Annotated in this window: 24 protein-coding genes and 1 pseudogene; 13 read left to right on the top strand and 12 right to left on the bottom strand. The window is 41.7% G+C overall.

Annotated elements, in window-relative coordinates:
* Nucleotides 1-96: 96 nt before the first annotated feature.
* Nucleotides 97-1,161 carry a hypothetical protein gene (locus QGN29_RS12935; RefSeq protein WP_310798286.1) on the top strand — a complete coding sequence of 355 codons (1,065 nt, stop codon included), beginning with the start codon at nucleotides 97-99 and terminating at the stop codon, nucleotides 1,159-1,161.
* Nucleotides 1,162-1,265: 104 nt separating this feature from the next.
* On the opposite strand, the gene QGN29_RS12930 is transcribed toward QGN29_RS12935, so the two are convergent.
* On the bottom strand, nucleotides 1,266-2,531 hold the full coding sequence (locus QGN29_RS12930; RefSeq protein WP_310798285.1) for a diguanylate cyclase: 1,266 nt from the start codon (nucleotides 2,529-2,531) through the stop codon (nucleotides 1,266-1,268).
* A 181-nt stretch (nucleotides 2,532-2,712) separates the two neighbouring features.
* On the opposite strand from QGN29_RS12930, the gene QGN29_RS12925 reads away from it, so the two are divergent.
* On the top strand, nucleotides 2,713-2,988 hold the full coding sequence (locus QGN29_RS12925; protein WP_310798284.1) for an SEL1-like repeat protein: 276 nt from the start codon (nucleotides 2,713-2,715) through the stop codon (nucleotides 2,986-2,988).
* Between the two features lie 90 nt (nucleotides 2,989-3,078).
* On the opposite strand, the gene QGN29_RS12920 is transcribed toward QGN29_RS12925, so the two are convergent.
* The 3 genes from QGN29_RS12920 to QGN29_RS12910 all read right to left on the bottom strand — a co-directional run bounded on the left by QGN29_RS12920 (nucleotide 3,079) and on the right by QGN29_RS12910 (nucleotide 7,369).
* Entirely contained in the window at nucleotides 3,079-5,787 is a 2,709-nt protein-coding gene (locus tag QGN29_RS12920; RefSeq protein ID WP_310798283.1) for a zinc-dependent metalloprotease, read from the bottom strand.
* 207 nt (nucleotides 5,788-5,994) lie between these two features.
* Entirely contained in the window at nucleotides 5,995-6,342 is a 348-nt protein-coding gene (locus tag QGN29_RS12915; protein WP_310798282.1) for a hypothetical protein, read from the bottom strand.
* A gap of 64 nt (nucleotides 6,343-6,406) precedes the next feature.
* Nucleotides 6,407-7,369 (bottom strand): GGDEF domain-containing protein, encoded by a 963-nt coding sequence (locus QGN29_RS12910; protein WP_310798281.1) that lies wholly within the window; start codon nucleotides 7,367-7,369, stop codon nucleotides 6,407-6,409.
* A gap of 186 nt (nucleotides 7,370-7,555) precedes the next feature.
* Here QGN29_RS12910 and QGN29_RS12905 point away from each other — a divergent pair, with 186 nt between their 5' ends.
* The 7 genes from QGN29_RS12905 to hemN all read left to right on the top strand — a co-directional run bounded on the left by QGN29_RS12905 (nucleotide 7,556) and on the right by hemN (nucleotide 12,879).
* Entirely contained in the window at nucleotides 7,556-8,164 is a 609-nt protein-coding gene (locus QGN29_RS12905; protein ID WP_310798280.1) for an EF-hand domain-containing protein, read from the top strand.
* 271 nt (nucleotides 8,165-8,435) lie between these two features.
* Entirely contained in the window at nucleotides 8,436-9,326 is an 891-nt protein-coding gene (gene dapA / locus QGN29_RS12900; protein ID WP_310798279.1) for a 4-hydroxy-tetrahydrodipicolinate synthase, read from the top strand.
* A 20-nt stretch (nucleotides 9,327-9,346) separates the two neighbouring features.
* Nucleotides 9,347-9,838: an SsrA-binding protein SmpB gene (gene smpB, locus QGN29_RS12895; protein WP_310798278.1), complete on the top strand. Its 492-nt coding sequence runs from the start codon at nucleotides 9,347-9,349 to the stop codon at nucleotides 9,836-9,838.
* A 90-nt stretch (nucleotides 9,839-9,928) separates the two neighbouring features.
* Nucleotides 9,929-10,189, top strand: coding sequence for a PGPGW domain-containing protein (locus QGN29_RS12890; RefSeq protein WP_310798277.1), 261 nt, complete (start codon nucleotides 9,929-9,931; stop codon nucleotides 10,187-10,189).
* Nucleotides 10,190-10,207: 18 nt separating this feature from the next.
* Nucleotides 10,208-11,197: a threonine ammonia-lyase gene (locus QGN29_RS12885; RefSeq protein WP_310798276.1), complete on the top strand. Its 990-nt coding sequence runs from the start codon at nucleotides 10,208-10,210 to the stop codon at nucleotides 11,195-11,197.
* A gap of 81 nt (nucleotides 11,198-11,278) precedes the next feature.
* Nucleotides 11,279-11,386 (top strand): aa3-type cytochrome c oxidase subunit IV, encoded by a 108-nt coding sequence (locus QGN29_RS12880; RefSeq protein ID WP_310798275.1) that lies wholly within the window; start codon nucleotides 11,279-11,281, stop codon nucleotides 11,384-11,386.
* 131 nt (nucleotides 11,387-11,517) lie between these two features.
* Nucleotides 11,518-12,879 carry an oxygen-independent coproporphyrinogen III oxidase gene (gene hemN, locus QGN29_RS12875; protein WP_310798274.1) on the top strand — a complete coding sequence of 454 codons (1,362 nt, stop codon included), beginning with the start codon at nucleotides 11,518-11,520 and terminating at the stop codon, nucleotides 12,877-12,879.
* Nucleotides 12,880-12,998: 119 nt separating this feature from the next.
* Here hemN and hspQ read toward each other — a convergent pair whose 3' ends face one another.
* The gene (gene hspQ, locus QGN29_RS12870; RefSeq protein WP_310798273.1) at nucleotides 12,999-13,343 is read right to left on the bottom strand and encodes a heat shock protein HspQ; all 345 of its coding nucleotides are present in this window, start codon (nucleotides 13,341-13,343) and stop codon (nucleotides 12,999-13,001) included.
* Nucleotides 13,344-13,558: 215 nt separating this feature from the next.
* Here hspQ and QGN29_RS12865 point away from each other — a divergent pair, with 215 nt between their 5' ends.
* Nucleotides 13,559-13,738 carry a hypothetical protein gene (locus tag QGN29_RS12865; RefSeq protein WP_310798272.1) on the top strand — a complete coding sequence of 60 codons (180 nt, stop codon included), beginning with the start codon at nucleotides 13,559-13,561 and terminating at the stop codon, nucleotides 13,736-13,738.
* 59 nt (nucleotides 13,739-13,797) lie between these two features.
* Here QGN29_RS12865 and QGN29_RS12860 read toward each other — a convergent pair whose 3' ends face one another.
* On the bottom strand, nucleotides 13,798-14,019 hold the full coding sequence (locus tag QGN29_RS12860; protein WP_310798271.1) for a DUF4170 domain-containing protein: 222 nt from the start codon (nucleotides 14,017-14,019) through the stop codon (nucleotides 13,798-13,800).
* A gap of 108 nt (nucleotides 14,020-14,127) precedes the next feature.
* On the opposite strand from QGN29_RS12860, the gene QGN29_RS12855 reads away from it, so the two are divergent.
* Entirely contained in the window at nucleotides 14,128-14,667 is a 540-nt protein-coding gene (locus QGN29_RS12855) for a glycine cleavage system transcriptional repressor (RefSeq protein ID WP_310798270.1), read from the top strand.
* 97 nt (nucleotides 14,668-14,764) lie between these two features.
* On the opposite strand, the gene QGN29_RS12850 is transcribed toward QGN29_RS12855, so the two are convergent.
* From QGN29_RS12850 to QGN29_RS14505, 3 genes and pseudogenes are all read right to left on the bottom strand, one after another.
* On the bottom strand, nucleotides 14,765-15,400 hold the full coding sequence (locus QGN29_RS12850) for an MlaC/ttg2D family ABC transporter substrate-binding protein (RefSeq protein ID WP_310798269.1): 636 nt from the start codon (nucleotides 15,398-15,400) through the stop codon (nucleotides 14,765-14,767).
* A gap of 29 nt (nucleotides 15,401-15,429) precedes the next feature.
* Complete coding sequence (locus tag QGN29_RS12845; RefSeq protein WP_310798268.1) at nucleotides 15,430-15,846, bottom strand: c-type cytochrome; 417 nt, start codon at nucleotides 15,844-15,846, stop codon at nucleotides 15,430-15,432.
* A 138-nt stretch (nucleotides 15,847-15,984) separates the two neighbouring features.
* Nucleotides 15,985-17,518, bottom strand: a pseudogene (locus tag QGN29_RS14505) (alanine/glycine:cation symporter family protein).
* Nucleotides 17,519-17,871: 353 nt separating this feature from the next.
* Between QGN29_RS14505 and spbR the strand changes: the two are divergent.
* On the top strand, nucleotides 17,872-19,002 hold the full coding sequence (gene spbR, locus QGN29_RS12830) for a SpbR family protein (protein WP_310798265.1): 1,131 nt from the start codon (nucleotides 17,872-17,874) through the stop codon (nucleotides 19,000-19,002).
* A 58-nt stretch (nucleotides 19,003-19,060) separates the two neighbouring features.
* Here the strand turns inward: spbR and QGN29_RS12825 are convergent, their stop codons facing one another.
* Nucleotides 19,061-19,531, bottom strand: coding sequence for a CPBP family intramembrane glutamic endopeptidase (locus tag QGN29_RS12825; RefSeq protein WP_310798264.1), 471 nt, complete (start codon nucleotides 19,529-19,531; stop codon nucleotides 19,061-19,063).
* A gap of 226 nt (nucleotides 19,532-19,757) precedes the next feature.
* Nucleotides 19,758-21,734: a DNA topoisomerase IV subunit B gene (gene parE / locus QGN29_RS12820; RefSeq protein ID WP_310798263.1), complete on the bottom strand. Its 1,977-nt coding sequence runs from the start codon at nucleotides 21,732-21,734 to the stop codon at nucleotides 19,758-19,760.
* 325 nt (nucleotides 21,735-22,059) lie between these two features.
* Here parE and QGN29_RS12815 point away from each other — a divergent pair, with 325 nt between their 5' ends.
* Nucleotides 22,060-22,326, top strand: coding sequence for a hypothetical protein (locus QGN29_RS12815; protein WP_310798262.1), 267 nt, complete (start codon nucleotides 22,060-22,062; stop codon nucleotides 22,324-22,326).
* An 83-nt stretch (nucleotides 22,327-22,409) separates the two neighbouring features.
* Here the strand turns inward: QGN29_RS12815 and QGN29_RS12810 are convergent, their stop codons facing one another.
* The gene (locus tag QGN29_RS12810) at nucleotides 22,410-22,967 is read right to left on the bottom strand and encodes a hypothetical protein (protein ID WP_310798261.1); all 558 of its coding nucleotides are present in this window, start codon (nucleotides 22,965-22,967) and stop codon (nucleotides 22,410-22,412) included.
* Nucleotides 22,968-23,179 lie beyond the last annotated feature (212 nt).

Raw genomic sequence — 23,179 nt, 5'->3', positions numbered from 1 at the left:
GAGGCAGTTACATGAACAATGACTGAATGAGGTTATTCAGAAACTATTCAGTGCCCTTCAGTTAGTGTGAAGGCATACTCAGAAAAGGAGGTAAAAATGACAAGAATAAATAATAATACGACAGCTCTGATCCTCGGTGCCCTTTTCATCCAGACAAGTGCAGTATCTGTTCAGGCTTTTGAGCCCCACACATCTATTGAGCCCCTAGGCACGAGTATCATCGTTAAAGATGAGAGAAAGGCCAAAAAAGAGAAAAGGGCGAAAAAAGAAAAGAAAGCCAGAAAAAAGAAAGCTAATAAAAACAAGCGCTCTTCACGTGTAGAAAATAGACCAGCCAGACAAGCAAATAAAAGAGTCGTTCACCGTGCAGACTCTAAAAAAGATAAGAGAGTTGACCGCAGAAAATCTCCAAGAGAGTTAAGGAAAGAAGCGAAACAGTATGATAAAAGAGCTGACCATATCGATGATCGGGCGAGAGATTTTCGCAAAGATAGTAAAAAGCTTGATCGTCAGGCAAACAGATTAGATAAGGCGGCTCAAAACAAGCGCCGTGAAGTGAAAAGGCTGAAGCAGTTAAGACAAAATAGCTCGGGAGCTCAAAAAGACTATTACAATAGAAGAATTAAAACTCTGACTTTGGATGCTCGGAGAATGAACGAGAAGGCTGACGTTTTTGAAAACCGTGCAGATCGTGCTTACAGCAAATCAAAGAAGTTGAAAAATAAAAGCAACCGTCTTGAGAATCATGCGGATCGTAAGCGACGGATAGCACGCCATAAAGATTGGAGATATGATCGCAGAGCCTATGAGTTTTCAATTGGATGGCAGTCGCGGTACTATGACCGTCATTATGGGCACCCAAGGCATTACTATACAAGCTTTCCGCGCTATAAATATTGGCATAAGAAAAGTCACTATTATGCCGGAAGACGCATTCATACACCGCGGGTTGTCTTTCACTTAGGAAGCTATTGGTATGGGTACCCAATTTCAGGCAGCTATCACCACTGTGACCATGGTTTCATCCAGAATGGGTATCACTATCACCCATACGGTGTCGCCCCGCACAATCATCACGCTCATTACCATGATGATGATTTTGCTGAAGAAATCCTCGCAGGTGTATTAGCAGGGCTGATCGTTTATGAGATTTTAGATTAAGATGAGGTCTAAAGTGCAAAAACAATCAAAAGTATAAAGCTAATACACATTCCCTTGCCCTTTGAAACGTAAAACTTTCAAAGGGCCTTTTTGGTTAATCTCTCTTATGGGTCTTCTGAATGATAAGTGACTTGATTGCGGCCATTTTCCTTGGATGCATAAAGGGCATTGTCTGCATGGTTGATCATTTCACTGATGTCTTCAATGAAATGAGTGTTTACCCCAATTGAGATTGTAAATTTAAGAGGGAATTCTTCACCTTCAATTTCAAGCTCAAGTTCAGAAACTTTTTTACGCAACTCCTCAAAATAGGAAACCATATAGCCATCATCCATATCGGTATAGAGCGCACAGAATTCTTCACCGCCAAATCGGGCAATTAAATCGGTTTCCCTCGAATTCTCTAGAAGACAATCTGAAAGGGCTTTGATGGCTCTATCCCCAACATCATGTCCATAAGTATCATTCACTGATTTAAAGTGATCAATATCAAAGGCGGCAATTTTAACGGTGATCTGTTTTCTTCTTGCCTGAGCGAACAGTCCTTTGGCCCGTTCGAAAAAGGCTCTTCTGTTGTAAAGGCCAGTTAAGAAATCATGCTGCGCCATATAGTCCAGCTGCTTAAGTTGATCTTGCATTTGCATGATTGTATTGACCCGTGTAAAAAAGTCCGTATGGCGAAAAGGAAAATCAATGTAATCATTGGCCCCGTATTTGATATTTCTGTTTCCAATTCTATTCACTTCTGATTGTAGTGTTAAAACTGGAATATATTTATTTTTTGGGCTTAGACGGATCTCCTTTAAAAGCTCAAAACCATCTCCGTCTTTCATTTCATCCATCAAAACAATAAGCCCAAGATTTTCTTTGTTTTCGACCCATCTTTTTCCTTCTTCGACAGAATCCACAACAACACACTGCATTTGCATTAATTCTAGACTGTCAGCCACAGCACGTTGCATAGAACGATCACTACCGGCAATAAGGGCAGTAATATGTGTATTTCTTGTAAGTCTATCGACCAGTTTAACTACATAGTCTAGACTAATCGCACTGTCCTTCATCACATAATCAATGATACCATGTGACAGCATCAAACGGCGCTTGTCTGTGTCATAACTGCCTGTGAAAACGATGGACGGGATATTATTTTCTATACAATATGGCACAATTTCCCCGTTAGGGGCGTCAGGAAGGCCAAGATCTAGAAGTGCGATAATATAATTTGATTGATGCTGAGCAATAAAAGTCATGGCTTCTTCCATAGACTTTGCCCAGTCAACTTCATAATTCATTTTTTGGGTAATATTTCTACAAATAAATTCGCCAAAAAACTTGGTGTCTTCCACCAATAAAATACGTTCTTTCATAAAGGTGCCCTAATGTCTGCTACCTATATTTCCCAATACTCAATCTTAGAGTAATATTCATTTTTATAGTAAGACAAGGAAAATGATAATATTTTTTTAAGAAATTGGTATTATGGTTAAATTTCTTGTTCTGAGTATACTTAAGTTTAACCGTGATTTTCTATGAGGGAAGGGATCATTCATGGGGTGTGTAGACAAGGAATTAGAGGCTTTCGTTTTTGAAAGGCTCTCTGCAGCGAGGCAAGGTCAAAAAACAGCTTTGTATGATCTAGGGTTACTTTACTCTGCCGGGCAGGGTGTTGAAAAGAATAATATCGAGGCCTACAAGTTTTTTAATCTAGCGGCACGACGCGGGCTTAAACGCGCGAAAGTTGATCTTCACGATGTGTCAAAAATAATGAAGGGCACTGAAATTAAAGAAGCTAAACAGAAATGCAAAGATTGGCTGCACCTATAGAATTGCAGATGAGGGATATTTATCTAACTGGTACTAAGAATGAAAAAAGGCGGGTTAAATACCCGCCTTTCGTTGTTTTAGAGGGCGTGATTAGCCGTTATTAACTTCAAGAGCTTTATCAATGATCAGCTTGATATGATCACGGTGGGCTCTTGTGCTAATATCACGAGTGCGTGCCCGATCCATGTCTTTCCGGATGCTTTTCAACTGGTAAAGAGCTGAAGAGCGACCTATAAAGTCATAGGCTGGGTTGCTCAGCATGCCAATCAAGCTATTCACATAGCCCAACTGAAGGTTCTGACGAACACCATTGACAGTATTACGGATATCATCTTCGAAGACGGCAGCTGATAAATCGTCCATCATTTCTGCAGCACTATACTCGTTGCCATACATTTGAGTGTCACTCAAACGTGTTATGGTGCGAGGGTGCAAGAGCTGGCTCATGACATCGCGGTGGATGTTATAAGTCCGCATTAACAGTTTTGGATCCTCAGTGATCGCAAAGTGGTTAAAACCACGGCGCTTAATTGCAAGGTGAGAGATCAACTCTGCAGAGGCCTCAAAAGCATCTGGTGCGAAGATTTGCTCTCTAAGAACTTTCATCGCTTCTTTCTGCTTCGCAAGAGGAACTGGGCGGTACGGTGCTACTGCACCTTCTTGACCAGGCTCAGATCGATCTACATAGACACCGCCAACATAGCGAGACACTACACGTCCTTGCCATAGCATGTCACCCGTAAGGATTGCATAGCTGTTTCTTAAGAACTGATAGTTATCAGCATCGCCAAGAACTTTGTCTTTGAGGGTCTCCATGGCCGCTTTATCACTGGCTAAACGCTCGCTAGCGAAAGCAACAGCATCATCTGTCATATCGTAGATGTTTACACGTGGGTCAATAGCTTTACCTGGAGCTCGCATATCATCGGCGTCATTACCGAACGCAAGCTTAGGTTCTGTCGAGCGTGAAAGCAGAGCTTTACGTTTAGCAGGATCTTCCATGTCAGGACTATAGCCAAATTGAATTGCCCAGTGATCATATGGACCAGGCTTTACTGTATAATAGTGGGCCTGATCTTTACCCTTCGGGGCAAAGTTAATCGCTGGGTAATCCATAACAGAACCTACAAGACCATCGCCTTGTTTGCTGATGTCATCTTTTTCAGCGAAAGAACGCGCTTGAGTGGCTTTCATATTGTGATTTAGACCAAGTGTGTGGCCAACCTCATGAAGAATGAGATAATAAAGCGATTCTTCAACGATTTTCTTAGACTCTTCTGGTGAGCGTCCCTGTGCAGCGGCAAGCGCCTGGCCCACAAGGTTGTTCATTTGAAGCGTATAAGACGCGTTACAATGTTTGGCATGGTCATTAAGTTTGGCCATGAATGCATTTGCTTCTTCGTCAACGTGATCTTCTTTAATAAAGGCATTTTCAAAGATTTTGCTCTGGTTTACACGATTGGTAATGAAGCTATACTCAAGCATGATATCAGCGCCAAGGATTTGACCAGTACGCGGGTTTGTAAAGCTTGGGCCATATCCGCCGAAAGGAGGTTGAGGACTAGATGTCCAACGAAGTACATTATAGTTAATGTCTTCTGCTGTCCAATCAGCATCATCAGGCTGAACTTTTACGGCGATAGCATTTTTAAGGCCAGCTGATTCAAATGCTTCATTCCAAGCGAGAGTAGCCTTTTTAATCACATCACGATATTCAACCGGTGTGGTGTTCTCAATCCACCATGTTATTGGCTCTTTCACCTCAGAAACAGCCTGCGTAGGATCTTTCTTCTCTAGATGCCAACGATTAACCATGTCACGCCACGGTGTTGCACTCCGATCAGTTAAAGAAGTCACGCTATCTAGGAAATATCCAATACGTGGATCATCCATTCGTGGTATAAAACCATTATCTTCTGGCATTCTTACGAAAGCGTGATGAACACTAACATTTACATTGCGTGAATCGACGACAGCAGCACTGGCTGGTCCAGTTGGGCGCGGTGTTGAATATACATAATCAACCTTAACGGCTGTATTGTCTTTAAAGCTTTTGGCAAAATTAATCTTAGACTTTTTTGGGTTCATTTTACCAAGAGTGAATTGACCCGGGCGCGGACGAGGACCGCCAAGGCGTTTAATGGGATCAAGGCCTTCGCCTTTGAAGATGGCAGTTGCATCAACAAGGAAAGCTTTTTTGTCTTTAGACTTAGCTTCGATTTTTAAAATTTTGCTCAGAGCATCAGATCTGTTGGCTTTTTCAGCGCGTGCAATCGCCTGATCTTTATCAAAATGAAAGCTAGTATTGACAGTGTGCAATTCAATAGTATCGCGAACTTTAACAAATTTCATTACGGCATTCGCACGATACTGACCTGTAAAGTGGCCACCTTCGACAACACCATTAGAAATTACAGAGTTGTAAATAAATTCTTTACCAAGGTGATCCTTGGAAATTTCCATTTTTAATTTGCCGGTCTTAGGATCTTCATAAAGCTTGAAAAAACCATCTTTGACTGTGAAGTCTTTTGTAACTTCGCTAATCGTTTTCTTTTTTTTCTTCTTTTTCTTTTTTGCATCCTTGCCGTCTTTTTTGGCGTCTTTGCCATCAGCCTTTTTGTCAGACTTTTTATCGTCTTTCTTTTTATTATCTTCTTTTTTAGGCTTATCTTTTTTCGGTTTTTCTTCCCCTGGCTTATCCCCGTCATCAAAAGCAACAGATGGCATAGCAACAGCTGTAATTGAAAGGAGAGCGACAGAAGTCATTAGCCCTTTTAGTGTTTTATCAAGTGTTTTCATTTGATCCTCCAAATTTGAACCTCTTCTGACTGATAACACAATCAGCCATTCTTACGCATCAAGCTCCCCCTAGAGCTTGTGAGGCGTGATACGTAGAAGTAGTGTGATAATTGAAAGAATCAAAAGAACAGTCAATAGTTAATCTACGGAACAAACTCGACTCGTCTTATGAAATAAACGGTTGATCGAAAAATAAAGAAAGTCAGCTTATTTTCGGAGGAATTTTTTCAAATCAAGAATGGTTTGTTCACATTTAACGTCAGGCTTTTTTACAGAGAATGCCGTCATTAGATTTTTGAAATCAACCGTGGCAAAAACACGATCATATTTATCTTTGGCGAGCATGAGAAGATGTGTGCGAGCCTTATCTACAAATTCATTCATGATTTCAGGCTCTTCTTTGCAATATATTGCAGTCCCGCCAATTTTTGCAAGGCGTTTGGCTTCTTTGATGGCAGCCGATTCTTTAGCAGGTTTCATAGGATCATCTGCTTGTAGAGGTTGGGCAAGACATAAGAGAGTTAAAGTAATAAGAATGTATAATATTCTGCTCATTGAATGATTTTCCTAGTTAATATATTACTCTACTCGTGAAGAACGGCAAAAAAACGGCAGTGCCTTAGAAAACAGCGTGTATTTGGTTTCTACCATTTTCCTTCGCTTTATATAAGCCTTGATCAGCTCTATCCAAGGCTGGGTCACATTTTTCTTCATGGCTCTTACAGGCGCTCAATCCAATTGAAACGGTCATGTTTATCGTATGTGCTTCAAACGTGATCATCTCATTTTCGAGTGACTGCCTGATTGTTTCAGCAAGTTGTTCAAGTGGGGTTTGGGTCTCGCTGGTCAACATAATTGCAAATTCTTCCCCGCCTAATCGCCCGACAAAGCTGTCTTTTGGAGCCTTTGCAGTCAATAGATCAGCCACAACACATATACAGTGATCACCAGTTGCATGGCCCTTTGTATCATTAATGCTCTTAAAGTGGTCAATATCTATCATCATGACATAAACTTTATGCGTATCTTTAACAGTCGCTATAAGATCAGTCGCAGCATTCATAAATGAACGTCTATTCAATAGCCCACTCAAAGGGTCCGTATTCGCTAGCCGTTCTAGCTCTTCACGAGCGTCGAATAATTCTTCTGCCAGATGCGCATTCTGCTGTGCCTGTAACTCCAACTGCTCCTGAATATAGATATTATTCGCTTGATCTCCTACAAAGTCGGAGAAGTCTCGAATAACCCAGTGCCTATAGGTATTGCCTGCGCCATCTTTGAGAGTTTTAGTGATGCGGTGATATACTTTACCCTCAAGGCCTTGGATCTCTTCTTGATATTTAAGGTCACTTTGTTGAGTTATAAATCTAAAGGTTTTGTCTACCTCTTCTGGATTGAGGCAGAGGGCGTGAAATTTTTCAAAAAAATCTGAGGCTGTGGGATTATTTGAGAGGCCTTGATCTTGGCAAAATTGTTTTGCTAAGTTCGTCATATAAATAATATTCAGCTCTTGATCATGGATGATTCCCATCAATTCCATTTTCTTATAAAAGCCTGCTACGATTTTATCTAATGAGTTCATTTTACACAGCCTACTATCCCTTCTGCGCTTATAATCTGCATTAGCGTATAAAGCAACAAAAGCGGTGCATTTTATTTTTTTGAAGGGTTTCTTCTTGAGCCCTCGTACCATAAGAGACGCTCAGAGCGAGGACAATCCTTAAGATTTGACAAGCGGCGTTTATTTTTGCAACTGAAAGGACAAACAATGAATAAGAAAATCAAAACACTGACAGTAGGGGTTATTCTTTCCGTCTCAGTGACAGGCCTTTCCGGTCTAACCGCGGATGATCACAAGATGAAGCGCAAAGAAATGCGTAAGAAAATGCTTGAACATATTGAAACTTCTTTTGCTAAAAGAGATCTCAATGGGGATGGGTCTATTTCCCACGCTGAAATGATGGAGCAAGTAAGCCATAATTTTTCGAAGATTGATGTGAATAAGGATGGTAAAATTGTCTTAGAGGAGTTGCCCCAAGATTTGTCAAAGCTTCGTCAGATGATCGGGGCTGGAGAGATGAATCCTCTGCGCAAAAGACTTCAGGCAAAGAGAGAGGAAATGCAGCATGAAAAGCAGCATGCAGAGAAGAAGCTCAAAAAGAAGCCAACGCGTATGGGAATGATTGCTCGTATGGACCGTGACGGGGATGAAGCTATCAGTCTTGAGGAATTCTCGAAACGGGCCGTTAAAAGATTTAAAAGAGCTGATAGGAATGGAGATGGCTTGGTCTCGCTGAAAGAAACAAAGAAAGCCCTTAAAAAGGGAGTGAAGACGATGCGTAAAAAAAATAAAAAGAAAAGAGCTCGATCTGAATAGACCGTTCTATTCTCCTGGTTGGAAAGGCTATGATTGAACTATGATATACTTTCTGACCTCACTTGAAGATCAGTATCCTTGGGATGCTGGTCTTTTATCTTGGGTATTTTATCTTTTTTACTTCCCTTTGACAGTTGCCATTTTTTTGCCATAGCCATGGGTCAACTTTTTATGATCAATGGCTCTTTAAACTTGCGCTTTCTAGGGCAACACCCTAATGTGGCGCAGATTTTTAAGGTTTAAGTTCAGTACTCAGTTGGCGAGGTATGTCATGTTTAAAGGTTCAATCACAGCACTCATTACTCCATTCACAGAGAATGGCGATGTGGACTATAAGGCATTTGAAAAATTTGTTGATTGGCAGATTAAACAAGGTACACACGGCCTCGTTCCCGTTGGTACCACGGGAGAAAGCCCAACGTTAAGCCATGAAGAACATAAAAGAGTTGTGCAAACTTGTATTGATGTTGCCGCTGGACGTGTCCCTGTGATTGCTGGCGCGGGATCAAATTCAACAAGAGAGGCCATTGATTTCGCGCTCTATGCAGAGCAAGCAGGTGCAGATGCAGTCCTGGTTGTCACACCCTATTATAACAAACCTAGTCAGGAAGGTCTTTACCAGCATTTTAAAGCCATTAATGACGCCATCTCAATTCCTATTATCATGTATAATATTCCGGGAAGATCAGTCATAGATATGACAGATGAAACGATGAAGCGCCTCTTTACTGATTGTGAAAATATTATTGGGGTAAAAGATGCGACAGGTGATTTGGCACGTCCCACATGGGCGCGACAAATAATGGGGCCAGAATTCCTTCAATTTTCTGGTGAAGATGCAACAGCTCTGGCTTTTAACGCTATGGGCGGTATCGGTGCCATTTCTGTCACATCAAATATTGCACCCGCATTATGTGCGGCTTTTCAAGAAGCAACCCTCGCTGGGGATTATACCAAAGCCTTGGAATTACAAGATAAACTTCTACCGTTGCATGATGCTATGTTTATGGAGCCGAGCCCAGCTGGTCCGAAATTTGCTGCGGAAATATTAGGGCTATGTAATCGCCGTGTTAGGATGCCGCTTCAGCCTCTCACGACGGCTCGTCAAAAATTATTATCAGAATTAATCGAAAATCTTGATCTCCCAAGCGCGAGTTCATAGGGCGTATAGCGAGAAAATGAATGGCACCGCCGAGAAAAAAATCAAAAACCGTTGGCAATAAAGTTAAGATCGCGGCTGACAACAGAAAAGCGCGGCATAACTTTTTTATTGAAGATGCTTTCGAAGCAGGCATTCTTTTGCAAGGAACAGAAGTAAAATCCTTGCGCAACGGTAAAGCAAACATTCAAGATGCCTATGCAGAAGAAAAAGACGGAGAGTTATGGCTGATCAATGCTCATATTCCAGAATTCTCTCATGGCAACCGCTTCAATCATTCTCCTCGTAGACCTCGAAAGCTACTGATGCACAAGCGAGAGATTAGTCGGCTAGGGGGCTCTGTTCAAAGAAGTGGTATGACATTGGTACCTTTAACTTTATATTTTGATGATAAAGGGCGTGCGAAGTTAGAACTTGGCCTCGCGAAGGGTAAGAACCTACATGACAAGCGTGAAACTGAAAAGCAACGGGATTGGAATAAGCAGAAACAACGCTTATTGAAAGATCACGCCTAATTTTATCTGCTATATTAATCCATCATCATTGTAATGTTGGAAGTTACTTCTTATCTCTTATCTAATGAAAATAATAAGACACTAGTCAAAATGTTTAAAAAAATTAGAGGAAAAATTCCTAATAATAGAATTGCCCGCTTCTTTGCTGGGATTTTCTTAATTATAGGGGGTATATTAGGTTTTTTACCAGTCCTAGGCTTCTGGATGATCCCCTTAGGGCTGCTGATCCTATCCACAGATTTTCCTGCAGTCAGACGATTTAGACGCAGACAAGAAGTGAAGGTGGGCCGGTGGTGGAAAAAACGCAAGGCCAGCATAACCAAAGACAGTCATAACAATAGACAGTCATAACAAAAGAGTAGGGGACAAATGACACATAATTTAGCAATTTCCTATGAAGATATACTTTCAGCAGCCACACTTTTAAAGGGGAACTCAGTACAAACACCCCTCTTGGAAAATCCTAACTTGAATGAGGCAATGGGGGGACGAATCTTAATTAAACCAGAATGTTTACAGCGAACTGGTAGTTTTAAGTTTCGAGGCGCCTATAACAGATTGGCACGACTTACGGATGATGAAAAAGAAAGAGGTGTCGTCGCCTTTTCTAGTGGTAATCATGCACAAGGCGTGGCTTACGCTGCAAAGCTCCTGAAGGTGCCGGCGATCATTGTAATGCCAATAGATGCGCCGAAATTGAAAATGGAAAATACAAAAGCCTACGGCGCAAAAGTCATCACCTTTGATCGATATAGTGAAAGCAGAGAAGCCATTGCTGATCAGATTTCAAAAGAGACAGGAGCCGTTGTTGTCCCTTCTTTTGATGATCCTCATATTATGGCCGGGCAAGGAACAATGGGCTTAGAAATAGCGCAGTCATGTCTCGATTTAAATATCGTGCCTGATCAAGTGCTTATCAATTGCGGAGGGGGGGGTCTATCGTCTGGTAGTTTCCTTGCGTTGGTTCACCATTTCTCTTCGCTGGAAGGCTATGTTGTGGAACCTGTTGGCTATGATGATACAAAACTGTCTCTTGAAACAGGTGTGATGCAGGATGCTGATATTACTCAGAAAAGCATTTGCGATGCTTTGCTGTCCCCAAGGCCAGGGAAATATACCCTGGAGGTCCTACAACATTTAAAAGTCAAAGGGTTGACAGTCAGTGATGCCGAAGCCCTGGAAACTGTGGCTTATTGTGCCCGTGAATTAAAACTGACAGGAGAGCCAGGCGGCGTTGTCTCGCTTGCAGCTGTCCTTAAGGGGAAAATTCCTGTTAAGGACAAAACCACTGTTGTGGTCATCAGCGGTGGAAATATTGATCCTGCCTTGCTGGAGAAAGCGCTATCAAATTATGGATAAAGACACTTTGTCATTGAATAATTTGAAATTTCCGCTATCTATTTCCCTGTAAGAGACATTCTTGGCATAAGGAACATGATTATGGATATCAAAGAACAGCAAGAAACCTATGATGGGTTTATGAGATGGACAAAATACGGCCTCATCGGTGTCATTGCCATTTTACTGGTCTTGGCTGCGATTGCTTAAGGCCAATCTTTTAGAAGATTAAAGACGTGAAAGCCCTGCTTCTTAGTAGGGTTTTTTTGTGGCTTGATCAAGGTCAACTCTGGCCAGCATTTCTTGGAATATAATCAGCCAAGAAATAAGGGGCATAATTGATGACACAGACATTGACCAAGACCGAGATAATGAATAAGGCTGGAAATCTACCTCGTTACACCAGCTATCCCACAGCAAACCATTTTTCTGAAAAGGTGACCTCAACTCAATCACTGGCTTGGGTTTCTTCTATATCAAGTTCTCAGGACGTCTCCCTCTATCTCCATATTCCTTTCTGTCGACAACTTTGCTGGTATTGTGGGTGCAATACTTCAGTTACTCACAAAGAAGACCCAATTTATAAATATCTTTCTTTGCTCGAGAGTGAAATTGCCATAATCGCTAGCCACTTAGATCCGTCCATTCGAGTAACCCATATCCATTTTGGTGGAGGATCTCCTACAATTGTTCCCGCCGGTAAATTTTGTAATTTGATGGATATTGTCAAGACCTCTTTTACTGTGTCAGATCATGCCGAAATTGCCATTGAAATGGACCCTCGAGAGATCTCAGAGGCAAAAGTCGCCGCTTATGCTAAGGCGGGAGTTAACAGGGCGTCTCTCGGCGTTCAGGATTTTGATTTAAACGTCCAGCGCTCTATAAATAGAATTCAACCCTTTAGACAAGTCTATGATAAAATTGAACTGTTAAGATCTTATGGAATTGAAAATATCAATGTTGATTTAATTTACGGCCTTCCTAATCAGTCTAAGGAAACTATTCATAAGACACTTGAGAAGACTGTCCTTCTCTCTCCCTCTCGGGTCTCGCTCTTTGGATATGCGCATGTGCCGTGGATGAAAAAGCACATGAAGTTGATAGACGAAACTAAACTGCCGAAAAGTGAAGAGAGAATGGAATTTTTTGAGCTTGCATCAGAGCTGTTGATAAAAGCGGGATATAGGGCTGTGGGACTAGATCATTTCGTGCGACCTGATGACACAATGGCCCGTGCCCTTGAGACACAAACTTTGAAAAGAAATTTTCAAGGATATACGATAGATACAGCAAAAAACCTTATTGGATTAGGGGTATCTGCGATCAGTCAGACAGAGGATGGGTACTGGCAAAATTTCACAGACTTGAAGCACTATAGAGCGGCAATCCGCTCTGGTGTCTGTGCGACAGGGAAGGGCCTTGCAGTAAACGAGGCGGATTTATTTTGTCGGGAAGTGATTGAGCAGTTAATGTGCTACTATCGTGTTGATCGTAAAAGCCTTTCTACACAGTCGAGTTATTATGATCAAATTTGGTCAGCAGCTCTTGAACAGTTGAGACCTTTAGAAGCACAAGGGATTGTGAAAATCGAGAATGAACAAATCATCCTTCTTTCTGAGACTCGTCAATTTGTAAGACTGGTTGCTGCCTCTTTTGACCAATATCTGACAGCTTCTAAGAACAAACACGCTCAGGTCGCCTAACAAAGTATAAATACAGACGGCGAGTGCTCAAGGGTAAATAGTAAAAAAGCGCGCCTGCACGGCACGCTTGCGCTTAATGATCTATGAAGTTGAAGAGGCTAAAGGAAAATTCTTTAACTCTAGTGGGCTGCAATGCCTTTAAGCTCATATTTCCCCTGTTCTAAGACACCAAAAAGGGTCGAGACTTCTGGGTGGTAAATAGGCTCATCTGTCGTATCTGCTAGCAGGTTTTGCTGTGAAACATATGCTTCATAAGAGCTGTCTTCATTCTCTGCAAGAAGGTGATAGAAAGGTTGTTCTTTGACAGGACGAATTTCCTCGGGAATAGAAAGCCACCATTCTTCCGTATTATCGAACTCAGGATCCACATCAACAATCACGCCTCGAAAGTCAAACAAACGATGTTTAACAATTTGACCGATTGAAAAAAGTGCCTTGTCTGTAACGATAATGTTTTGCTGCATGGTAAACTGCTCCTTCATCATCAGATAGAAACTATTAGTCCTGCTGTCAATCATTGGAATCGAACTTTTAAAATTTTCATCTAACCATCTGGAAAATAAACAAAAACGCACTATATATTTTGGTGTATGATCATGTTCATAATTTTGTCATGCTCTTTGCATAGGATGAAACGATGAAAAAAAAGAATCAGTAAAGTAAAATAAGGAATAAAAATATGTACCAGCCCATCAACAGCGAAGGCCTCACTCGACTAGCACATCTAGAATTAACACGTTTTAACCCGAAAACTCAAGATGAGGCGCGTCGCCATCTCATCAAACGGTTAGGCGCCTATGACCATGACGGGATCATTATTGAACGTAGTCTTGAGACCTACTACAATTTGCCAGCATAAGGAAAACTTATGCTTCTTGGAAGAGATGAAAGGCCTGCACTGTCAGGCCTTTTCCTCATTTATCCTTGAGCTTCAGGCTCAAGAAGTTTGTGCAGGTGAACGACAACATATTTCGTCATACAGTCATCAACATTTGCTTGAGATACGGCGCGCCAAGCTGTAACGGCTTCGTCGTAAGAACCGTATACGCCAACAAGATCTACTTTATTCAGGTCTTCAAATTCTAAAGTCTGTGGGTCTGTTACTTTTCCGCCAAATACAAGATGTGGAAGCTGTGCCATTTTGATTTCACTTTCAATTTAATAAATGAATTATTCATTTTTTTGTTGAGCTTTTGCGCTTTAGATACCAAAGTTACAAAAATAATCCAGTGTTTTTAGGAGTCATCCATGAAAGAAACCAGTTCAAATGCCTATCTTATATCGATAGCAGGGGAAGATCGTGTTGGCGTTGTTTCCAATGTTACGGGCTATCTCTTTGAAATTGGTGCTAATTTGGCAGATACGGCCTATGCGGTTCTGGGCGAGGGGTTTGAATTCTCATGTGTCGCTGATTTAGTGGATCTGATGACCCCTGAAGAACTTGAAGAAGGACTTATAAGCTTACCGGCTCTTAAGGGCACACGAATCAATGTGGCTAAATTCCCCTTTGGTGTGGATCGTCCGGATATGGGTGAAATCTCTCATGTTTTGGAAGTGCAAGGAGGCGATCGCACGGGACTAGTCTCTCGTATAAGTGATGTGCTGCAGCAGTTTGATAGCAATATTGTTCGTATGAATTCTCGCCGTGTAGATACAGGCCAGAATGAGCTAGAATATAGAATGCGATTTGCTTTAAATATCCCTGCAGACAAAGTCACCCAGCTCGATAATACGCTCTCTAACGTTGTTGGGAGCATGCGTCTTAAGATGGAGTTTAACCCTGTCTAAGTGTTCGGGACATCTGTCGTAAAAAACCCCGCTTGAAAGACGGGGTTTTTCATAAATAGCATTTTTCTTCTTGATTATATCTCGTCACTCAATTGGATTAGCTTGACGCCTTTTGGTTTTTGTCCTGAAGTTCCTTAATCAGTCCATCAATGCCAACTTTTTTCATCCGGTCCTGAAAATAGTCCCGATTTACGAGAACCATATTTACGCCGTCCACAGTCATGTTAATGACTTTAAACTGGCCTTTGCGCTTATCAACGCGCCAAGTAATTTCTAAGTCTGGGCCGTCCGTACGCTGGACTGTTGAGTTTACTTTTACTGTGCCGCGTTTTCCTAGGAGGGGCGTTACCCCAGTGACGGTTAACTTTTGAAAACCGATTTGAGTCATTCTTTTGTCGAATTCAAAGATAATAAAAGATCTAACAGCTTTTACATAGTCTTTGAATTTATCCTTAGGTATTTTAAGGTACTGGCGACCCATCATGACTTTTGCAATGTAATTGATATCCGTAGCTTCTTCAAAGAGTGAGAAAAAAGCTGCATCACGGTCGGCTTTTGTTACGGCTGCGTTACTCCAAACATTTGTGGTGTCGTTTGCCAGCTTTTCTACAAATGCTAGTGCGCCTTCTTGATCGTCTACGGCTCTGTCTTTATTTTGTGCAGACACATCTAAGGCGGTGAAAAATACAGTGGCTACGCAAATAGCCACAAATTGTTTTGCTATCCATTTCATAAAGTGTTCCTCGCTATGACTTTATGGTTTTATTGAGCGGCAGTCGCCTCACGTAGATAGGCCAAAAGGTTGAGACGATCTTTTTCTTTTCTCAGCCCCATAAAAGCCATGCGATTACCAGGTAAAAATTTCTTTGGTTTTTCTAGCCAAGCATTGAGCTTGCCTTCCGTCCAAACAAAGCCAGCTTTTTTGAGAGCTGGAGAATATTTAAAGCCTTCTTTTGTGCCTGCTGTACTGCCGAACAATTCATTCAAATTAGGGCCAACCCGGTGACGCGGGGCTGCTGTTAAGCTATGACATGCGCGACATCTGTTAAAGACAGATTTTCCACGTTTTGCATCACCTTGTACAGACAAGCTTGTATCAGCTGGATCAGTATCGTCTGCAATTGTCGCTACAGTTACAGGGCTAAAAGCAATGAGGGCGCTCAGTAGTATTTTTTTCATGATCTACTCTCTTCATTTACGAAAAACTTTTATCTCAAAACCATCAGGATATCGATTGAACTTAAGTTCATCTTAGGCCTGTTTCATGGCATTCTTTTAATGAATGGGGCCTGAACAAGTGAACAGGCCCCATCCACATTATTTTATTTCTTTAATCTCACCAGATTTGATGCGCGCAAGATAATCATCAAGCATTTCTTTCAACTCTTTTCTAAAGATTATCAAGCCAAGAACATTAGGGAAGCCCATCGCGAATAACAAAGCATCCGCAATATTCATTACAGAACCCAGTGCTAAGGCTGATCCAATAATCAGAACAAACAAATATGACACCTTAAAGGCAAAGTCAGCGCGTGCATTATTGCCAAAGAGATACAGGAATGACCGTTGACCATAATAGAACCAGGTGATCGAGGTTGAGAAGGCAAACAAGATAACTGCAATTGTTAAAATGTATGGGAACCAGCTTACAAAGCTTCCAAAGGCATTCGAGGTAAGCTCAATGCCAGAGCCTGTCCCATAGGATCCCGTTAAGATAATCACAAGAGCTGTAATTGTACAAATCACCACGGTATCGATGAACGGCTCTAGAAGGGCAACCATCCCTTCTGATACAGGCTCTTTTGTTTTTGCAGCAGCATGCGCTATGGACGCAGACCCAAGGCCAGCTTCATTAGAGAATGTTGCGCGTCTTAAGCCTTGGATCAAGGCTCCGATGATACCCCCCCATACCAGCTTCTGAAGAGAAGGCACTTTCAAAGATCAGTGCAAGAGCACTAGGCACTTCAGTAATATGGCTAAAGATGATGAAGAGAGAAGCTGTCACATAAATGATAGCCATCACAGGCACCAAAAATTCTGTTACATGGGTAATCTTACGAATACCACCAATAATAACAAGACCAACAAAGCTGGCAAAAATGACCCCAAAGATCCAAGGCTTTCCGTTGAAGAAGCTTTCTTCGCCGCCTGTTAATGCAACAATTTCATTGGTAAACTGCATAGAAGATTGGTTTACTTGGAACATGGCACCTGCGCCGTAAGCTCCACCAATACACATAACGGCTGCAAAAATTGCTAACGCTTTTCCAAGCGTAGGCCAACCACGATTTGCAAGACCTTTTTGCAGATACATCATCGGGCCGCCAGTTACAGAGCCATTTTCATCAATCTCACGATATTTAACACCAAGTGTACACTCAGCAAATTTTGTCGACATACCAAAGAGACCAGCAAGGATCATCCAGAATACTGCACCTGGACCACCGATCGAGACAGCAATGGCGACGCCGGCAATGTTCCCAAGACCAACTGTGCCTGACACAGCAGCGGTAAGAGCCTGGAAGTGAGTTACCTCACCGGGATCATTGGGATCATCATATGTCCCCTTAACAATCTTAATCGATTGACGGAACCCGCGTATATTGATGAATCTGAAGTAAAATGTGAAAAACAACCCAGCACCGAAGAGCCACATGACCACGACTGGGAATTCAATGGCAGACCCATCAGCATAGGTATAGCCTGTATCGATAGCATAGAAGATTGTTGCATTCAGTGCTTTTTCTACTGGCTGCATATAGCAATTCACTGTTTCAGAGATTGTCTCGTATGCACTACATGATTTTTCGGCCGCTGAGTCTGTTTGGGCCATTACTGTTGCACCATTCATAAAAATTATAGCAACAACAGCAAGAAAACGATTTAACATTCTACTCCCTCTCCAAGGTATTAAGCTTTACTTATTATGTTCTGTCCAATACGGAAAGAATCGTTTGATTTTGTATGGCATGCTAGACAAGTCATGCTGTTAATACAACATTAAGATCTTAGAAAGGCGTGAAAAACAGAGTTCCACTTAATCTTTTTAAAATTTTAACTAATTGTGGCCTATTCCTCTATCAATTTCCTATAATGAAATAGAAAAATCATGTTTTGTTTTTTTAAGAATATGAATTATGCTAGAATAATTAGCCGTCATATTGAGTTGGCGTCGTCTTTGAACTTTATGAGTAGGATAGAACTTTGGCCGATCAGAATCTTTTATCAAACACCGATGTCTTGAATCTATTACAAGATCCTTCTCCTGAAAATCGTGCGGAAGCCGCGAAAAAAGTTGGGGAAGTCTTCTCTAGCGCGGAATTAGGCGATAAAGAGAAGGGTATAGCGGAAGATATATTTCGCGCTATGTTGCAAGATGCGGCGGTAAGAGTACGTCAAGCCCTATCTGAAAGTTTGCAGGATAATCCAGAAATTTCTAAAGATATTGTCAGCAGTTTAGCTCAGGATATTGATGAAGTGGCTTTGCCCATGATTCAAAATTCTACAGTGCTTTCTGAAGCGGACCTTATTGATATCATAGATACGAGGGGCGAAACTTTGCAAAAAGCAGTGGCCCAGAGAAAGGATGTTTCTGAAGCTGTTGCGGATAAATTGGTTGATACGGCTAATGAGAATGTTATTGGCGTTTTGGTATCGAATGATAAGGCGGCTATTTCCGAAAATACATTCACCCGCGTGCTGGATGAATTTGGGGAAAATGAAACCATTAACAGTTCCATGGCCAAACGGGGTGAATTACCCATAAATGTAGCAGAACGATTGGTTACGCTTGTCTCAGATCAACTGCGCGAACATATTATGACCCATCACGAGATTTCTGCATCTGTTGCCAGTGACTTGCTGTTAGAAACACGTGAAAAAGCAACGGTTGGCTTACTAGACGGTTCTGATAGTCAGGATGTTCAGTCATTGGTTGATCAATTATATGATAATGAACGCTTAACACCGACATTGCTTATTCGTGCAGTCTGTACAGGAGATACAACCTTCTTTGAAACGGCTCTTGCAAAAATGTGTGGTATTCCTGTGGCGAATGCATATAAAATTATTCATGAGGGCGGTGCGATGGGGCTTTCAAAAGCTTTCGAGCGTGCAAAAATTCCAAATCAATTTGTTAGCGTGGCTCAAGCTGCAATCGATCTGACCAAAGAGATGGTCGAGACGGGCGGGGATGACAAAGACATGTTTCATCAACTCATTCTTGAGAGAGTTTTGACAAACTTTGAATTTTTGGAAGAAAAGATGGACGGCGATAGCATTGACTATCTCATTGGAAAACTTAAAACTATTGAGATGCCAGATCAAGCCGCTTAGATAAGCAAACATCTAATCTAATAGTCGGTTCATTAAAAGTCGCCATTCTTGGCGGCTTTTATTCTTTAGAATATATTTTATTAATTAAATAAAAGGCCGCAACCATATAAAAAAGTGGGAAAGCTAAGCTCAGCGATAAGCTCATTGTCAAGTTTAACGGTGTGGCGGGGTCAGATAAAAGAAAAACACCTGAACCAATTGGTCCCTTTGAAAAGAGAGTGATGGTGCTGATATTCACACCCATATGAATGCCTATTGGGGCAATAATACCTTTTGAGCGATGAAAAGCATGAGCAAGCAGATATCCCATACTGCCTGTGAGGATTAAAATATAAATCATCGCTTGAATATTGCCAATAATCCCATAGGAGAACCAATGATAAATGCCAAAAGCGAAGCCATTCAATAGGCAAGCGTTGCGAGGGCTTAAATAATGGAGGCTTAGGAGGAGAAGGACACCACGAAATAGAAATTCCTCATAGACCACAGATTTAGTAATCCACCATAGATTTTCAAAGAGCTGTGTCACTGGAAATTCAGGATTGAATCGAATGATACTATCACTAAAATACGCATTTAAGAGATGTTGGATGCTCAAAATCGCGCAAAAGATCAATGAAAAAAGGAAAAATTCAAAACATCGTTTTCTGGGATCATTAAAACCTAAATCTGAAAGAGGCCTTTTCGCTAATTTTAAGCAAATCCATGATATTATCAGTGCGATAGGAATAATCATTATTGACCAATCACCATAATTAAATGTCTAGGTCTTGAGCATAAACGGCATTTTCTTGTATGAAGTTAAAACGTTTTTCCGGTTTTTTCCCCATTAATGCATCAACGAGCTCGTTGGTTTCTGCGCGTTCAGCATATTCTTTTGGTAGACTTAATCTAAGGAGTGTGCGGTTGCTTTTATCCATCGTGGTTTCTCTGAGCTGGGCAGGGGGCATTTCTCCGAGCCCTTTAAACCGACTAACTTCAATATTCTTTTGGTTTTTAAATTCTTTTTCTGTGAGCTGATCTTTATGTTCATCATCCCTAGCATAGTGAACTTTGCCACCTTTTGCGAGACGATAGAGAGGTGGCTGGGCAAGGAAGACACGGCCGTCCTTGACCATTTGAGGCATTTCCTGAAAAAAGAATGTCATCAGCAAAGTAGCAATATGGGCGCCGTCTACATCAGCATCAGTCATGATAATGACTTTTTCATAGCGTAGAGCTTCTGGGTCATACAGATCTCTCATGCCGCATCCAAGAGCTTGAGAAATGTCTTTTATTTCTTGATTGGCCGCGATTTTTTCTCGTGTGGCACTGGCAACATTGAGGATCTTACCGCGGATGGGCAGAATGGCTTGAGTTTTACGGTCTCGTGCCATTTTCGCTGAGCCGCCAGCACTGTCCCCTTCAACGATGTATATTTCTGTGCCTTCTGGCTCTGTGTTTGAGCAATCAGTGAGTTTTCCTGGCAGTCGAAGCTTCCGTTTGCTGGTTGCACTAACTCGCTTAATCTCGCGTTCCTGTTTGCGACGAAGTCGCTCCTCGACTCGCTCCAATGCCCATGTAAGAAGGCCATTGGCCCGTTCAGGCTGATCAGCAAGCCAATGATCAAAAGCATCCCTTATGGCAGCTTCTGTCAACCGACTTGCTTCTGGGTTGGTTAATTTGTCTTTTGTCTGTCCCTGAAACTGAGGATCGCGAATAAAAACTGAGAGCATGCCGGTCATGCTGCCACAGATGTCTTCAGACGTAATCTGCGACGATTTTTTGTTGCCAGTCAGTTCTCCATAAGCTTTAACAGCCCGCAGAAGAGCCATTCGAAGCCCTGTTTCATGGGTTCCCCCTTGAGGGGTCGGAATTGTATTACAATATGTATTCGAAAAACCGTCACCAAATTCAGGCCAGTTAACGGCCCATTCGACTTGTCCTTGTTCGTCAGGAAATTTGACAAAACCATTGAATGGTTCTTCTACGACCATTGACCGTTTGGCGGTTGCTTCTTCTAGATAATCTGAAAGACCACCTGGGAAATGCAAGGTTGCTTCTGCAGGTATTTTGCTGCCTTCTTTTATCGCTGATACAGGACATTTCCAGCGAATTTCAACGCCTCTAAACAAATAGGCTTTTGATCGCACCATTTTATAAAGACGTTCCGCCTTGAAGGTAGGGTTGGCCCCGAAAATTTCATGGTCAGGCAAGAAGTGAACTTTAGTGCCGCGCTTGTTTTGTATGCTCCCTAAGTTTTGCAGAGGGCTGGTTACCAATCCCCGTGAATATTCTTGCTTATAGAGAACTCTGTCCCGTGCCACCTCAACATAACTCCACTCAGAGAGTGCATTTACCACAGATATGCCAACACCGTGGAGTCCCCCCGATGTTGCGTAAGCATCGCTGCTAAATTTACCGCCTGAGTGCAGCGTCGACATGATCACTTCCAGAGCTGACTTGTCTTTATATTTTGGATGGGGATCCACAGGAATGCCGCGTCCATTATCCTGCACAGAGACAGACATGTCCTCATGTAATTCGACCGAAATCCTGCTGGCATGGCCAGCGACAGCTTCATCCATTGAGTTATCAAGAATTTCGGCAACCAAGTGATGAAGAGCGCGCTCATCTGTGCCACCAATATACATGCCTGGTCGTTGCCTGACGGGCTCTAAACCTTCAAGAACTTCAATGTCCTGCGCTGTATATTCAGTTTTAGTTTGCGCTGCTTCAAAAAGGTCGCTCATATCCCACCCATAAATTCAAAAATCTAACTGTAAAACCGTCTCTCTATAGGTGGTAAGGGGTAATCACTTTTAGGTCAAGAGCATAAAAGAACAAATCAAGGACATTAAAAATATATAGGCAATTATCTCTATATATAGTATCACTTTACTGATGGTGACCAACATATAGATGTTCGGCACAAGATGTAATTTTGCAACAATTTTGATTAATTTGTGAGATTCACCCTTTTATAGAGGAAAACAAACCCTATCTTGTGATAAGAAAGACGAGTAATAAAAAGAATGAAATATTATACGGCAAACGGCGAAGAAAAGGAGACAATGGATGGGACAAAGTAAGCCTACTGGTTTCTTTCAAAAGTTCTTTGCATCACAACCAAGTGACAGCGAAGGCACCGTAATTGAGATAGGGGATCGATTCGTCCATCATGAATCGATAGAGCGCATTTGGGTGGTTGAGAAAGTTCAGGATAAAACCGTCCATGAATATCCTCTTGTGACCATGCATCAGGAAGGACATCCTGATTTACTTAAAGTTCTCTCTAGTACTGCTCTCAATACAGGCTCAGACTATATGAGATGTCAATCTTGAGACGTGATTCAGATTTTCAAACAAGAAAAAGCAGGGAATTCCCTGCTTTTTTTTATGGATGGAGAGATGAAATATAGGGACGTCTAGTCGAAGAGAGCATCAATATCTGCTTGTGATTGAACGTCTTCTGCATCTTTAGCTTCCATGGGGGCAAGAACTTCATTAAACACTTCAATGTCTTCTTCCAAAAGCTTGCCGTGAATTAATTTATTCATCTTTGCTAGATAGTCTTGCATCATGGTTGTGCGATTAGCGATGAGCATACGGGCCGCATCACTCACGCCGCGTTCAGAAACATTCACTGCGCGCAGTCCATTCACTGTTGAGCCAATTAATAAGTCAAGCTCTGCAATAATTTGATCAAATGGTCCTTTAAATTCTAATGGAGCCAGTTCATAGGCTTTTACAGCCAATTCCTTTGCTGTGAATCCGCTTTGCATGAAGTGATCTGAATAGGACAAAGGAGTCCAGTCCATACAGTCTTCAGCCATTTCAGGCATATCAGGAACCATTTCCAAAAGCATTACGATCTCATTAAAGTGATTCAGGTAATCCGTCGCTAAAAAGCTATCAGAATTGATATTAGCAGCGGCTAAGTCTGGTCTTATTGCTTCTTGGTTTTTATTGTAATTGATCGTCATTAAACTACCCACATCGAACGTCTGTTCATACACTTAGCATACGATTTGTATACAAATGGTAAAGAGTAAACTAAGAAATTGAGTAATATGCCCAAGGGACGTTGCAAACTCGAAATTTCACAAAAGTTCTTCTTTCTTGGGCCTCTCTATACAAAGGAGAGCAAAAAAAAGAAAGCCTCGTCTTTAGTGCCTTGGAATTACGATGCTTTTTC

This window comes from Temperatibacter marinus (genome assembly GCF_031598375.1).
Lineage (GTDB): Bacteria > Pseudomonadota > Alphaproteobacteria > Sphingomonadales > Kordiimonadaceae > Temperatibacter > Temperatibacter marinus.
Note: the sequence above shows the minus strand (reverse complement) of the source record. Positions and strands in the feature narration are given on the sequence as shown.